This window comes from Wenyingzhuangia marina (genome assembly GCF_900130035.1).
Lineage (GTDB): Bacteria > Bacteroidota > Bacteroidia > Flavobacteriales > Flavobacteriaceae > Wenyingzhuangia > Wenyingzhuangia marina.
Genome location: NZ_FQXQ01000001.1, coordinates 90,024 through 105,945, shown reverse-complemented (window position 1 = coordinate 105,945; position 15,922 = coordinate 90,024). Strand labels below are relative to the sequence as shown.

Below are 15,922 nucleotides of genomic sequence, written 5' to 3'. Positions count from 1 at the left end.
ATGCGTTGGATATCAAAACCAAAACCAAATCAAGAAACGGTTCTTAGTTTATCAAACTCTTTAGGGATTGATAAAGTTTTAGCAACCTTATTGGTACAACGTGGTGTTGATACTTTTGAAAAAGCTAAGAGTTTTTTTAGGCCTAATTTAGCAGAATTACACAATCCTTTTTTAATGAAAGGAATGGAAGCTGCTGTGCAAAGAATTTTTGATGCCATTGAAAATAATGAAACTATTATGGTTTTTGGTGACTATGATGTTGATGGAACTACAGCTGTTGCTTTAATGTCTTCTTATTTATTGACTTTGCATCCTAATGTAGTGACTTATATTCCTGATAGATATGCTGAAGGATACGGAATTTCTACTCAAGGAATTGACTTTGCTGATGATAATAATATCAGTTTAATTATTGCCTTAGACTGTGGAATCAAAGCCATTGATAAAGTGGCTTATGCCAAAGAAAAAAATATAGATTTTATTATTTGCGATCACCACAGGCCAGGAGCTAACGTTCCTGATGCTGTAGCGGTTTTAGATCCAAAACAAACAGATTGTCATTATCCTTTTGATGAATTGTCCGGTTGTGGAGTTGGATTTAAAGTGATTCAAGCCATTGCACAAGTTCAAGAACAACCTTTTGAAGAATTGATTCCGTATTTAGATTTATTGGCGGTAAGTATTGCTGCTGATATAGTTCCTATGGATGGAGAAAATAGAATTTTAGCTTATCATGGCTTAAAAGTGATTAACTCAAATCCGAGACCAGGAATCAAAGCTGTTTTAGAACAAATTCAAAAAACAGAATTGACCATTACGGATGTTGTTTTTATGATTGCTCCAAGAATTAATGCGGCGGGTAGAATGAAACAAGGGATTCATGCAGTAGAGTTACTTACCGAGCAAGACATGAATTTAGCAAAAAAGTTTGCTAGAGAAATTGATCAATACAACGCTGATAGAAAAGAATTAGATAAAAAAATAACAGATGAAGCTATACAACAAATTAGAGAAAATAATGAAGAGCAAAACAGCACGAGTGTTGTTTTTTGTGAAACTTGGCATAAAGGTGTTATTGGTATTGTGGCTTCAAGACTCATAGAAAATTACTATAGACCCACTTTGGTATTTACAAAAAGTGGTGAAAAACTAGCGGCATCGGCAAGATCAGTAAAAGGATTTGATGTTTACAATGCTTTAGAGGCTTGTTCAGAGCATATAGAACAGTTTGGAGGACATAAATATGCTGCGGGATTGACTTTGTTACCTGAAAATTATACAGCTTTTAAAAGAGCTTTTGAACAAGTGGTGAAAGAAACTTTATCTGAAGAACAAAAAACACCCGAAATTATTCTTGATGCTGAGGTTGATTTGATAGATTTAAATCCAAAGTTTTACAGAATTTTATCACAATTTGCTCCTTTTGGACCTGCTAATATGAAGCCTGTTTTTAAAGCTACAGGTTTAAGAGATAATGGCTATGGAAAACGTATTGGTAAAGTGGAAAACGAAAATGATTTGCCAGAACATTTGCGTTTAAATATTATTTATGGTGCTGATGACAAAACTTATAATGCCATTGGTTTTGGAATGGGAAATCAACTAGAAGATATTGTAAATGCGGAAACTTTTGAAGCAGCCTTTACTTTAGAAGAAAATAATTGGAATGGTTATACGTCCTTACAATTGATGTTAAAAGATGTAAGAGTCACAGAGTAGTTGTTTTATGTGTTTAACTGTTTAGTTGATGTTTTTATTAAGCGCTGCTGACTGAAAAACTGCTATCTTGTTAATATGTTTAAGTGGTTAGAGCTTGAGCTGTTCAGTCGACTTTCTAATTTTACTCACTACTCACTACTCACTACTCACTACTCACTACTCACTACTCACTACTCACTACTCACTACTCACTACTCACTACTCACTACTCACTACTCACCATTTACCAATCTACTCCAACTCCAAAAGTAAATCTTAACCCTTCTTTACTGTTAAATAAGTTTAAATTTATTTTTGCCAACGGGGCACTAAACCATAAGGTGGTTCCGTATGAAGTATGCCATCTGTCAGATACTTCATTAGGCAGCCAAACCCTACCATAATCATAGCCTAAACTTAGGCCGTAAGTAACAGGTAAAATAGGAGTTTTAACTTTGTTGATAGTATATCTAATATTTGAGTTTTGGGTAAAGGCACTTTTTCCTGCAAATCGTTCATTTCTAAAACCTCTTAATCCATTGTTTCCTCCAATAAATGCAGATTGATACAATTGAAAATTTTCTCCAAAATTAAATTGAGAACGAATTTTACTCGCAAATACCCATTTGTGATTTAAAGAGATGGGGAACATCATTCCTAAATTTGTTTTTACATAAGCCAAAGAAGATTCTTTAGAAAGGTTATAATCCCAACCAGAATCTAAATTAAAATCGAAACCTAAAGAGGGTAAAGAAGTACTGTCAAAATTAGAGAAGTTTAGACTTGTTTTAATTCCTGCAAAATTTTGCTCATCAAACTCAATAGGTAAAGTATTAATATATCTTCCTTCTGTTTCTTCAAGTTCATAAATAGTTAAAGGAATACTGATATTAAACTTAGCACCCATTAAATTGTTCCAAGTAATTCCAGGTTCAATACTTTTTATTTCAGATTTTACTCGGTTGTAATCTAAACCCAAAGCATGATCATTATTCATGGTGTTGTTTCCAAATCCAAAAAAGTTATTACTAAAATTAGAACTTGTTAATCTTGTATTTACAAACAGATTCCAATGATTGTAGTAAGTAGCAAATTCGCTTTTATGAGCAAAATCAAAACCAACTGTAGCACTAAAATATTTAAGACTTACATGGTGTTGATTGGTAAAAGGTTGCCTGTTAAAACCATAATTAGTAAAGGTAATACTAGGGCCAAAATTAATTCCATCATCAGGGTTGTATGCTACAAGAGGCAATACTGTTAAGGTATTGTCCTTTACTTTTCGGTACTCATAAATATTTTTATCGTATTGATTGCTTAGATGTTTTTTAAAACGGCCTTTAAAAGTATTTTTCTTGGTTTTAAAATCGTGAACTCTAATGTTTTTAGCATTATCAATCTCATAAGTATCATGATTTTGTCCACCAATCAAACGTATTTTAGGACTTTTTTTACTAATGTTTTTTACTTCGTAATAATCGTTATCATCTAAACCATATATCCAAATTTCTTTGGTGTTGTTGTTATTAAATTCTTTGGTAAAATGTAAGTCTTCTTTTTTACCATCTTTAATGTTAAAAACAAGGATTGTAGTTAATTTTTTATCTGCTGTAACTTCAAACCAATCATCTTTATCACTTCCTTTTACAATGGCAAATTTTTCTAAAATTTTACGATAATTTTTAGCAGTTTCTATCACATGATCTCTTCGGTATTTTAAAACCTCTTCTATTCTTTCAATATTATTGTTTTTAACGGCATCAGGTAACTGATCAAAAGCTTTGTTAATAACTTCATCAGTCAAATTTTGTTTGATATAATTGGCTTGTTCTTCCCAAATTTTGTAATTGCTTTCTTGTAATAGAGAAACGTCAATAGGGTAAGGTTCATCGTTAAACTTAAATAAGTTTCGGATGTCTTTATCGTACGTTTGCATCAATTTAATAGGGTCAACAAGTGTGGTTAAAGTAGTTAACAAAGGACCATCATAATTAGAAAATGCCTGATCTCTATCTCTAGGAATAGGTCTAAAAGTTTTGTGTTTACCATCTTTAAATACTGCCCATCTCCATTGGTCGGTATGTCTGTCCCAGTCTCCTAAAATCATATCAAATAAACGAGCGGTTACGTAATTTTTCTCGTCTAATTTGTTGTTTTTATCATCTCTAAGTTCTTCAAATAAATCATCAGTACTAATAATATCATCAGGAAAACCAAAAGAAGCTATTTTTTTTTGATCTTCTTCAGGTCTTTCTTCAATCATATATAAAGCATCCCCAAATTCATTGTCATAAGGGATTAAAGCGTTTTGTTTGGGTATATAAAATAATTTAGGATTGGTGTGGTAAACGTTTATAGGATCGGATAAATCACCAATAATAAAAGGCGTGTATGGATGTGCAGAAGTATAAAAATCGAATAAAATATTTTCGGTATAGGTGTTTTTTAGTTGATTGGTAACATAATCATTTTTAAAAGCAACAGTTTGTAAAAAACGAACAGCACTCTTTTTTAAAGCACGCATTACGTATTGTTTTCCATCAGGATTTACCAAACGCAAAGATTTAGATTGATGTCCACCGCCTTTTTTAACTACAGTTAAACCACCATATAAAGTATCTAACAAAACAGTTTTTGCTTTTACAGGAATGCTATATTCGTTTCTGTAATGATGTCCCCAAATGGCTTTAAAAACTTTATTCTTATCTGTTAAGTTTTTTGGATAAATAGCAGCATTAACAAAAGGAGGAATATTTAAATGATTGTATACTGTTTCTCTTTTTTCTTGTTCTGCTTTAAAAACAGTCGTTTCGAATATTGTCTTGATATTATTTTTAAATGCTACACTAACTTCTTTATTTGGGTAGATGCTTAGTTTTGCATAACCATTTTTACCATAAGTAAATCCTTTTTCTTTTCCCAAATAAGTGGGGGAGGTTTTAGAGCCTGCACCACTAATAATTTGTGGAATTCCATCTTTGTACAGATATTGTAAATTATGATCGTGTCCAGAAACAAAAATAAGATGTGGATGTTCTTTGGCTAGGGTGGTAATTCTTTCGGTTAGTTGAAGATATCTATGAGCATTTAAATCTTGAGGGCTTAAGCCACTAGTTTTTCTAATGGCTTGAAAAAGAGTTCCCAGTCCAGGTAAAGGAATGTTTATAGGGAGCGGGAAGATATGCTGTTTAAAAGAATTTTCACCGCCATGAGTTCCTTTACTAATCATAGGGTGATGAATAGCAAGAAGTGTTATTTTTTGTTGACTTTTGTTTATCAATCCTTCTAACTCAACAAAAAACTTTTCACGGGTTTTAATTTCATCACATTTGTCATTCATTTCCGGATGCTGATCCCAATCTGTGATATACCATTGAGAATCTACTACAATAACATCTACCTCTTTATTTAAATGTACCACCTCTAGTGGACAACCATTTTCTGGTAAAAAAGTATTTTTTCCCAAGGCATCTTCTACTAATTTTTCTTGTTTTTTTAAACCATCAAGTCCGTAATACCAATCGTGATTTCCTGGAATGAATAAAGTTTTTCCCTTGTAGTTTTTTAGAATATCTAACTGAGCGTTTAGTTTAGAAATCCCATCTTTTTGTTTTTTTCCTTTTTTGGGAGAAATCCCTTTAGGATATACATTATCACCCAAAAAAATAACAGTACTGTTCTCACTTTGATTTAAAAGTTCTTTTTTTAAACTTTCTAGTGTTTTATTTCCTGTTGCAAGGTCACCAGCATCACCAATTAAGTAAATGTTACTAATTTCTTTAGATGTATTTTTGTTTACATTCCAGTTTTTAAATTGTTCTGAAATTTGTTTTTTGTAGGTAGCACAACTCATTACTAATAACATAGAAATGAATAGAAGTGAATTTTTAAGGGAAATTAAATTCATTTTTATTTGATGTAATGATAAACTAAAAGTAAACTTATTTTAATAAATTTGGTTGAACCTCAATATAAAGATATGAAATCTTCCATAGTAGAGTCTGCAGAATTATATGTTGTTAGTTATTTAAAACATAATTTACCTTCAGGTACTATTTATCATAGCATAACGCATACACAAGATGTGGTTGATGCTGCTAAAACTTTGGCCAAAGAAGAAAAAATTTCTGAAGAAGATAAAGAAAGTTTGTTGTTGGCAGCTTGGTTTCATGATATTGGATATACAAAAGGAGGAGATGGACATGAAGAAAGAAGCGTAAAAGAGGTCATTAGTTTTTTAAAAGATCATCATTATGATGAAAATAAAATAGAGGTAGTGGTTAATTGTATTAGAGCTACAAAAATGCCTCAAAATCCTACGAATAAAATAGAAGAAATTATTTGTGATGCAGATTTGTTTCACGTAGCAACTTCTTCTTTTGAATCTGATAGCAAATTATTAAGAGCAGAGTGGGAGTTATTAGAAGGAAAAACTTTAACAGATGTAGAATGGTTTCAGTGTAATTCTGAATTTTTAAAAGCACATAAGTTTTATACAGATTTTGCATTTAGACATTGGAGTGCTTTAAAATCATCTAATTTGGCATCCAATGAAAAAAAATTAAAAAATGCCATTCAAAAAGAAGATGATGCATTGCTAAAAAGAGAAAAGAATAAATCTAAGAGTACTAAAAGTACATTTGATAAAAAGGCAGATAAGACTGTAGAAACCATGTATAGAGTTACATTACGTAACCATATAAAATTAAGTGCTATTGCAGATTCTAAAGCAAATATTTTATTAAGTGTAAATGCTATTATTTTATCTTTAGCATTGTCTAGTTTGTTTCCAAAGTTAGATAAAGCCGACAATCATTACTTAATTACACCAACCATTATATTTCTTTTAACAGCGGTTATTTCAATCATATTTGCCATTTTATCTACCCGCCCAAAGGTTACTTCTGGGACTTTTACGCAAGAGGATGTAGATAATAAAAAAGTGAATTTATTATTTTTTGGAAATTTTCATAAAATGCCTTTACAAACATTTGATGATAGTATGTTTGCTTTGATTGATGATAGAGAATATTTGTATAAATCTTTAAATAAAGACTTATACTTTTTAGGAGTTGTATTGGCAAGAAAGTATAAGCTACTAAGAATAACTTATACTATTTTCATGACAGGAATTATTCTTTCTGTGATATCTTTTGGACTTGCTTTTTATAGTTTAGGAATTTAAATATTACCTTGTAATCAACTCAGTTGCTTTTAATAATTTTTCAAAAGACAATAAATCATTATTTATACGGTTGTAATTAATTCCTACTCTAATGGCTTTTAAACCAGAAACACCTTGTAGGTCTTCTATGTCTACTAGTTCGATGTCTTTTGTAAAATAATCTTGTTTGGTTAAGTATTCAATATATTTTAAATACTCCTCTAAGTCATGTTCATGGGTATAAACAATGGCTAATTTTCCTGTTTGGGTTAATCTTTCTTTGGTTCCTTTTAAATAAGATTTATCAATTCTTTTTTTGATGATTTCGTAGCGCATGTTATAAGCTCCATCTACATCAAACTTTTTCTCATCCATTCTAAATTTAATGTCTAGATGTTGAGAATGAACTAAAATTAAAGAAGTGACTTGTAGACTAATATCTTTATGATTACTGTCAATTTGTTTTGCAATTTTTTCAAGTTCACATTGTTGGATTAACTGCCAAAGTTTAATGTTTTTAATGTATATAGGATGAAATTCTTTTGTATTGCTAATACTTTCCCCAATATACATGTTGTAGTCTAAACCATCGGTTTTAAAACGCTCGTAATAATGTGGGTAAAATTCTTGTGCTTCTTTTTGCGCATGGTCTAAGTGTTTAGCCAAACTACTATTTAAGCTAGATATAAAATCCTCATAAGCTTTACGTTTTTTATATACAATTTTTAAAGTATGATCAATTTTACTTTCGTAGTCAATAATATCATTTTTAATAAATGCATGATGTTCTTTTAAATGATTTAATACAGGGTAAATATCATTCTTAAAAAAATCGGTAATTAATAATTCATCGGAGGTTTTAATACCGTTTTTAATAGATTTTAACGTTTTTCGCAAACGATAAATAATCTCATCATAAACCAAAAGTTTTTCTTCTTGATGAATTTTTTCAAACAAAGAAATTGTGTCTTTTAATTGAGAAGTTAAATCATCTTGAATGGCTTTGTTTCTGGCGGCTGAAGAGTCTTTTACATCACATTGTCCATATAATGGATATACCTTTTTAAAGGTGATGTTTTTTAGTTTAGTACTGTTGTTTTGGCTGTTGTTTAGTAAATATTCATCAGCAGCATTGTAAAACTTCCATTTGACACTAGAATGAATGGTGGTATAGTTTTCTTGAATAACAGATTCTAATAAATTTTGACGTTCATCAATAGCCTTTTGTAGACTAATATTTAATACAGGTAAAATATCTTTTAGTTTGTTGGCATTTACTGAGTTTAAGGCATAGCTTTTAGGAGAAGCCAATTCTAATACGGCAATATAATCGTTGTCAAGTAGTATGGGAACAAGTATGATGCTTTGGATGTTTTTAGAGTTGATAGACTTATAGAAATGATCTTCGTTTGAATTCTTTTTATATTCCTCAACATCTGCAATACTGGTGATTAAATAGTCGTTAAAAACACGATTTTTAATATTATGACAAAAATAATCTTTAACATCGCAACAATTTTCGTTGGCAATTATACTATGATCAATTTTTGTTTTTATAAAGTTAACAGATCTGTTTCCTTCGTTTTTATTATAAATAGAAATTCCCATTTTTAAATCAGGAACGTTAAATAAATCTTGTAAGTTTTTTTCAAGATTAACAAGCGTATTGAGGTCTCTTTTTATAACGGTATTTTTGATGTTAGAAATGGTTTCATCTTGCGTAACATCAAAAAGGTTCATGATTCCAAAACCTTTAAATATATAAGAACTTGGTGGGATTTTTTCTTTCCAAATATCAATATTGTCAAAGTTTCTTAATAGGAGTTTGATGTCATCTTTGGTTAATTCTGGAGCATTGTCTGTTTTTATAATTTTTGCAAAATCAGCATTGTACAAAGCTCTGTAACTTTTGATGGTATTATTTTTTACATCAGGGATATCGTAGAAAAAAGGTCTTTTAAAATCTATTTTTTCGTTGTAGTAAAAACTTAAAATATACACACAAGTAAGTATGTACATGTTTTTAGTGTCAAAGTTTCTTATTTCGTATTTAAAATCATCTCCAGCATTGTCTATAATACTTCTAAATCTTTTAGAAAGCATAAAAGCTGTCATGTCAAAAGGAATTGAGGCTGCTTTTATTTCGTTGCTTTGTAAAAGGTCAGGAAATAAAACAGATAATAATCTTTTAATTTGATGCTTATATGTTTTTAATAAAGATAAATCTGTAAATCCTTCTTTAAGCTCAGGGTATTGATTAACTTCTTTAAGTAATTTAATAGCAGATTCATGAAAAATACTTTCAGAGTTGTTTGCCTGATTTTCCAAGTACTCAAATATACTATCAAAGCTAACGTGAACTTTGATAGGTAATTCTTTATTGACTACTGGACTTTTTAAAATATACATATATAACCTTGTTAATGTATTTCATAATGAAATTACAAAATATAGGTCGTAAAATATAATTAGTAATAACAGGTTATTTTTGTCTAAAATAAATGGTGATTGGAACTCCTTTAAAATCGTAAATTTCTCTCATTTTATTCTCAAGAAAACGTTTGTAAGGATCTCTAATATATTGAGGTAAGTTAGCAAAAAAAGCAAATTGAGGAGTTGGAGTTGGCAACTGCATGCAATACTTTATTTTAATATATTTTCCTTTTACTGCTGGTGGCGGATAACTTTGAATAACCTCCAACATGGTTTCGTTTAACTTACTAGTAGCAATTTTATTGCTTCTGCTTTTGTGTACTTCTACAGCTGTTTCTAAAGCTTTTAACAAACGTTGTTTTGTAATGGTAGAAGTAAAAACAATTGGTACATCAGTAAAAGGAGCAATTTCTTTACGAATCATTTCCTCACACTTTTTCATGGTATTTGTTTCTTTATCTAACAAATCCCATTTGTTAACCAATATCACAATTCCTTTACGGTTTTTTTGAGCCAGCCAAAATATGTTTTGATCTTGTCCTTCAAACCCACGGGTAGCATCTATCATTAATATGGCAACATCACAATATTCAATAGCTCTTACCGCCCTCATTACCGAGTAAAACTCAATATCTTCTTTAACTTTTGATTTTTTTCTAATTCCAGCGGTATCTACAAGTTTAAAATCAAAACCAAATTTATTGTAAACTGTATCAATAGTATCTCTTGTAGTTCCAGCAATATCGGTTACAATATTTCGGTCTTTTCCAATTAAGGCATTGATAAAAGAAGATTTTCCTGCATTTGGTCTTCCTACTACAGCAAATCTTGGTAATTCATCGCCTGGATTAATATCAGTATCTTCTTCTTCCTTTTCAGGCATTTCTTTTACCAAAGCATCTAATAATTCTCCTGTACCACCTCCATTGATTGATGAAATGGTATAAAAATCACCTAAACCTAGATTGTAGAATTCATATGCATCAGATTCTCTCATAGCGTTATCAACTTTGTTGATAGCTACAAAAACAGGTTTTTTTGTTTTTCTTAAAAGAATAGCAACAGTCTCATCTAAAGGAGTAATTCCTGCAGTAACATCTACCACAAAAACAATAATGTCACACTCATCAAGTGCTAAAATAACTTGTTTTCTAATTTCTTCTTCAAAAATATCGTCAGATCCTTCAACATATCCTCCTGTATCAATTAAAGAAAATTCTTTTCCATTCCAATCACTTTTACCATAGTGTCTGTCTCTAGTAACACCACTAACGTCATCAACAATAGCTTCTCTACGTTGAATTAGTCTATTAAATAATGTAGATTTCCCTACATTTGGTCTCCCTACAATTGCTACAATACTATTCATGAAATGTAAATTTTGTGCAAAGATACGTAAAATGAATGGTTATAAAATCAAAGCAAATAATGAAACGATAAAATTAAATTTTATAGCCTATTATGTTTATTGAAATTTCTTTTTAACCCTACTTAGAGATTCTGGTTTAACTCCTAGATAACTTGCAATATGATAAAGAGGAACTCTCTTTAAAACTTCAGGTTTATTTTTTAGCAAGTCTAGATACAAGTCTTCAATAGTCAAGGTTTTTTTAATCTCTTCTTTTTCTAAAAGATTGGCATAACTTTTTAAATAAAAGTTAAAAGTTGCTCTTGTAAATATTGGACATTTTTCTAGAATAATATCAAAAGCATTCTTTGTAATTTCAATCATTTCTGTTTTCTCAAGAGCTTGTATACTTGTTTTAGAAGGTAGACTGTTCATCACTTGATGATATTCTCCAATCCACCAATCCTCAAAAGCAAAAAAACGATTGTATTCTTTTTTTTGCTTGTCAGTAATAAATACTCTTACAGATCCTTTTTGGATATAAGCCACTGAAGTGTTAGTGTCTCCAGCTTTGTAGAAAAATTCTTTTTTCTTTAAAGATTTACTTTGAAGCAGTTCAGAAATGATGTTAAATTCATTTTCAGGGATAATAACGCCTCTTTTTTTATAGTATTCTTTTATTTCATAAAGCATTACTCAAATGATTTAGGGTGGTTTTATAATCGTAATATCTTACATAGCATAGATATTATATAAATATTAGCAGATATTTATATATTAATACAACAATAATTCCGTTTTACAACTTTGTTAATTTTCTTTAATAGGTCAGCAAAATTACATTAAAAAATAATAATATAATAAATATTAAAATTTTATGATTTATATATTTTTAAATAAAAGATAATGAAGTATATAAGGGGTTATTTTGTTAGACTCATTTGTTTTCTTATTCTACTTAGCGATTCTGGTTTGATATTTAAATAAGAAGCAATGTGAAACAATGGAATTCTTTTATCTATACTAGGATGAAGTTTTAAAAGATATTCGTAGTTTTCTTGTGCCGATAAGCTTCTTTTTTGTTTTTCTTTTTTAGCAAGTGAGTATTTTTCTGCAGCTGAAATTTCTTCTAATACTTTAGAAGCAACAGGGCATTTTTCCATTAAGACCCAGCAATCTTCTTTGGTAAAAGTAAGTAACTCAGTTTTTTCTAAGGCTTGTACACTACAAAGAGCAGGTTTGTTTTGTAATAACTCATACAAATCAACCATCCACCAATTTTCATAGGCAAACCTTCTAATGTAGTCTACTCCTTTTGCATCAGTATAAAACTCTCTTAAGATCCCCGATATAATAAAAGCTCCATGTTTTGGGATTTTATCTTCAAAATTTAAATATTCACCTTTAATAAGTGTCATAGGTTTTACCAAACTTGTTAGTATTTCAGCCTCTGTAGTAGGTATTGTCTGGGTTCTCGATAAAAAATCTACAATTCTGTTAGGCATTTTAAGTTCAGTTTTAGTAAAAAAAGAATAGTTACCTTCAATACTAGAAGGTAACTATTCAAATATACAGATTTTTATGCTTGTATAAAAAATTATATTAAAACAGGAAGTTAAGACCTGATTTGTCCATTTCCTTTGATGACCCATTTATATGAAGTAATTTCATCTAATCCCATAGGCCCTCTAGCATGTAGCTTTTGAGTACTAATACCAATTTCTGCCCCTAAACCAAACTGAGCTCCATCAGTAAAGGCTGTTGATGCGTTTGCGTATACGGCAGCAGCATCTACCACATTTAAGTATTTTGCAATGGTTTCTGCATTTTCAGAAATAATAGACTCACTATGTTTAGAACTATATTTAGCAATATGATTTAAGGCTTCATCTATATTAGCTACTGTTTTAATAGACATCGTATTGGCTAAAAATTCAGTTCCAAAATGAGCTTCTTCGGCTTTGTTTAATAAATCTTTTGGATAGTCTGTTAATTCTGCAAAAGATTTCTCATCAGCATAAATTATAGTTCCTTTGCTTGCCAGCTCGGTAGATAACTTATTTAGATTAGCTAATTGAGATTCGTGAATTAATAAACAGTCTAAGGCATTACAAACACTAACTCTTCTTGTTTTAGAATTGGCTATAATAGCTGTTCCTTTTTCAATATCTCCATCTTTATCAAAATAGATATGTACTATACCAGCTCCAGTTTCAATCACAGGAACTTTTGCATTTTCACGTACATAGTTAATTAATCCTTGACTACCTCTTGGAATAATAACATCTACATATTTAACTGCATTTAACATTTCTGTAGTAGCACTTCTGTCTGCAGGTAAAAGTGTTACAACATCTGTATTGATATTGTGATTTTTTAAGACTTCTTTAATAATATTTACAATAGCAATGTTAGAAAATTCAGCATCACTACCACCTTTTAAGATACATGCATTTTGAGTTTTAAAACAAATAGCAAATACATCAAAAGATACGTTTGGTCTGGCCTCATAGATAACCCCAATAACTCCAATTGGTACTTTAATTCTAGAAATGTCTAAACCATTGTCTAGAACTTTATTTTCAATCAATTTCCCGATAGGGCTTTCTAAGCGAGCTACATTTTTAATATCTCCTGCAATTCCAGTAATTCTATCAGCATCTAATAATAAACGATCGTACTTTGGATCGTTTTTATCCATACGATCTAAATCTTTTTGATTTGCTTTTAAAATAACATCAGTGTTTGCAACTGCTTTGTCTGCAATTTCTATCAATATGTTGTTAATTTCTTCTGATGGTATTTCAATTAATGTTCTACTTGCGTTTCTAGCATTTTGAAATGTTTGTTCTAATTTAAATTCCATTCTTACTTTATTGTTAAGTAATTATAGTGCACTAACGCAGGTTGGTTGTGTTTTTTTTGAAACACATGGGCTTTCTCTGCACCATAAGATGCCTTTCCATAACCTACTTCATTACCTTCGCTATTAATAATGGTAATGATGTCACCTTTTTTAAAATCACCTTCAATTTTTTCGATTCCAATTGGCAACAAACTGTTTGCTTGACTGCTTAAAAGAGCATCGTGAGCTCCTTTGTTAATGGTTACTTTTCCTTTAGAAAAAGTTCCTGAATTGGTGATCCATTTTTTTACTGCCGATTTGTTTTTATCGTGACGAGCTTTAAAAAACGTTCCAGTTTCTCTATTTAAGAGCTGGGCAGTAATACCGGGGACTGTACCATTTCCTATAGATACATTTACACCCAAAGCTGCAATTTTAATAGCGGTATTGGCTTTGGTTAACATTCCCCCACGTCCAAATTCTGATTTTTCTTCGCTAATGGCATCTTCTAAATTAATTTCCTCATTCTCAAAATCTCTAATTAGTTTTGCATTAGGTTTTGTAGGATGATCTGTAAAAATACCATCAACATTACTTAAAATCAGCAATTCATCTGCTTGTACCATACTTGCTACCAAACCAGACAATTCATCATTGTCTGTAAACATTAATTCAGTAACAGAAACCACATCATTTTCGTTAATAATAGGAGTAATGTTACATTTTAACAATGCTTCAATACAATTGGTCATGTTTAAATAATGCTCTCTTGTACTAAAAGATTCCTTAGTAATTAATACTTGAGAACAAACCAATTGATGACTGTTAAAAAAGCTATTATATAAATTCATCAAAGCAATTTGACCAACAGAGGCTAATACTTGTCTTTTACTAACCGCATCTAACGATGAAGGTAAAGTAACTTGAGATCTACCTGCAGCAACAGCTCCAGAGGATACCAAAATAACTTGATGTCCTTGCTTTTTTAAAGTAGCAACTTGTTCCACAATATGTTTAATACGTTCTTTATTAGGAGCACCTGATGAAAGCGTAAGAACATTGGAACCTATTTTAATTAAAATCTTCTTAGATATAACATTCATGGTGGTTATTGCTTCTAATAATGAAAAAACAAATATGGTATTACAAAAGTCGTTATTTTTTAAAGAATGTACAAACGCTATTGATAAGCATTGGTGCTCATTTGATAAATAAAATAATTTAAATAAAGATGAAGAGAAACAAAAAAACCTTCAACATCTGTTGAAGGTTTTAATTTTACTTGCTAATTAAAGTTTTATAAACTTAGCGTGGTCTTATTGTTTGATTAATTTAAAACTCATAGGACCTTCATTAGAAAGTACTTTTAAAACATAAACTCCAGTAGCAATATTACTAATGTTAATGTTTAATTGAGTTTGATTGTCTTGATGTTTTTGACTAGTAACGAAAGCTCCATTAATACTGTAGATTTCAGTTGTAATATTTTGTAAAGCTACGGGTAAATTAACTGTAAAAGCACCATTTGTTGGATTTGGAGAAATTTTTATGTCTTTTACAAGTGATACATTGTTAGTTGATAATGTTGCAGGATCAACTGATATAACAGTCATGTCAATTCTACCATCATATACTGCTTGTAAAGTACCATTTGAAGTACGAATTTTTTCAGCAGTAATATATGGAGCTACAGCTTCAGTTTGATCTCCAACCAGTTCTAGAGAACCATCTCCACTTATAGTTATATATCCACTTCCTGGTCTGTCATCTCTGTCGTCAATTGCTAATCCACCGTTTAAACGCATTACACCTCCTGTTATGTTAACAATTCCAACTCCGTTGTAACCACCTAAAATAATTCCATTAGTCGTAGATGTTACTAAACCACCATTAATATTAAATGTACAATCTCCATTATCTCCAATGATAATTTGGTTTTTAGTGTTCAGTAGTCCTCCGTTAATATTAACTATCTGAGGATTATCGGCATCACTTCCAAAACGACCTTGGTTTCGGATATTAATATCAGCTCCTTCTTCCACATTTAAGGTACCACTTCCAAAGTAGTTACCTCCACTAGCACCAATTAATAAAGTTGTAGAAATAGTCAAGTTACCATCAGGATTAATTACTAGATGAGAAATGTAATCATTTGCATTACCAGCAGATGTTAAAGATGCATTCATTACGGGATTGTTAGATGACGGAGCGATGATAACATCAGTGTCATTTGGTATTACTCCTCCATCCCAGTTAGTTGCCTCTAGAAAGTCAGTGTTTGTTGCTCCTGTCCAAGTTTGAGCGTAAGAGAAAAAAGAAGTAAATGCTACCAAGGCAGCAGTCATAAATAATTTTGAAGTTTTAAAATTGTGTAGTTTTAGTTTCATTTATTTTTATTTTAAAGTTAATAATAGGTGTTGTAAACCCTTGTTTT

10 protein-coding genes are annotated in these 15,922 nt (G+C 30.5%); 2 read left to right on the top strand and 8 right to left on the bottom strand.

All coding sequences use genetic code 11. The annotated features are described in order from the left end of the window. Positions 1-1,719 carry a single-stranded-DNA-specific exonuclease RecJ gene (gene recJ / locus BUB70_RS00395; RefSeq protein WP_073117711.1) on the top strand — a complete coding sequence of 573 codons (1,719 nt, stop codon included), beginning with the start codon at positions 1-3 and terminating at the stop codon, positions 1,717-1,719. A gap of 223 nt (positions 1,720-1,942) precedes the next feature. Here the strand turns inward: recJ and BUB70_RS00390 are convergent, their stop codons facing one another. Further along, positions 1,943-5,605, bottom strand: a complete 3,663-nt coding sequence (locus BUB70_RS00390; protein WP_073117710.1) for a metallophosphoesterase — start codon at positions 5,603-5,605, stop codon at positions 1,943-1,945. 72 nt (positions 5,606-5,677) lie between these two features. On the opposite strand from BUB70_RS00390, the gene BUB70_RS00385 reads away from it, so the two are divergent. Beyond that, the gene (locus tag BUB70_RS00385) at positions 5,678-6,883 is read left to right on the top strand and encodes a Pycsar system effector family protein (protein WP_073117709.1); all 1,206 of its coding nucleotides are present in this window, start codon (positions 5,678-5,680) and stop codon (positions 6,881-6,883) included. Positions 6,884-6,886: 3 nt separating this feature from the next. Here the strand turns inward: BUB70_RS00385 and BUB70_RS00380 are convergent, their stop codons facing one another. The 7 genes from BUB70_RS00380 to BUB70_RS00350 form a co-directional block, all read right to left on the bottom strand. Next, the gene (locus BUB70_RS00380) at positions 6,887-9,271 is read right to left on the bottom strand and encodes a hypothetical protein (RefSeq protein ID WP_073117708.1); all 2,385 of its coding nucleotides are present in this window, start codon (positions 9,269-9,271) and stop codon (positions 6,887-6,889) included. Between the two features lie 73 nt (positions 9,272-9,344). Further along, a complete protein-coding gene (der, locus tag BUB70_RS00375; protein ID WP_073117707.1) occupies positions 9,345-10,664 on the bottom strand; it encodes a ribosome biogenesis GTPase Der in 1,320 nt (439 codons plus the stop codon). 96 nt (positions 10,665-10,760) lie between these two features. Then, positions 10,761-11,336, bottom strand: a complete 576-nt coding sequence (locus BUB70_RS00370; RefSeq protein WP_073117706.1) for a Crp/Fnr family transcriptional regulator — start codon at positions 11,334-11,336, stop codon at positions 10,761-10,763. Positions 11,337-11,566: 230 nt separating this feature from the next. Then, positions 11,567-12,148, bottom strand: a complete 582-nt coding sequence (locus BUB70_RS00365) for a Crp/Fnr family transcriptional regulator (RefSeq protein ID WP_073117705.1) — start codon at positions 12,146-12,148, stop codon at positions 11,567-11,569. A 110-nt stretch (positions 12,149-12,258) separates the two neighbouring features. Further along, entirely contained in the window at positions 12,259-13,509 is a 1,251-nt protein-coding gene (locus BUB70_RS00360; protein ID WP_073117704.1) for a glutamate-5-semialdehyde dehydrogenase, read from the bottom strand. Between the two features lie 2 nt (positions 13,510-13,511). After that, a complete protein-coding gene (gene proB, locus BUB70_RS00355; protein ID WP_073117703.1) occupies positions 13,512-14,591 on the bottom strand; it encodes a glutamate 5-kinase in 1,080 nt (359 codons plus the stop codon). Between the two features lie 213 nt (positions 14,592-14,804). Then, positions 14,805-15,875, bottom strand: coding sequence for a T9SS type A sorting domain-containing protein (locus BUB70_RS00350; RefSeq protein WP_073117702.1), 1,071 nt, complete (start codon positions 15,873-15,875; stop codon positions 14,805-14,807). Positions 15,876-15,922: the final 47 nt, after the last annotated feature.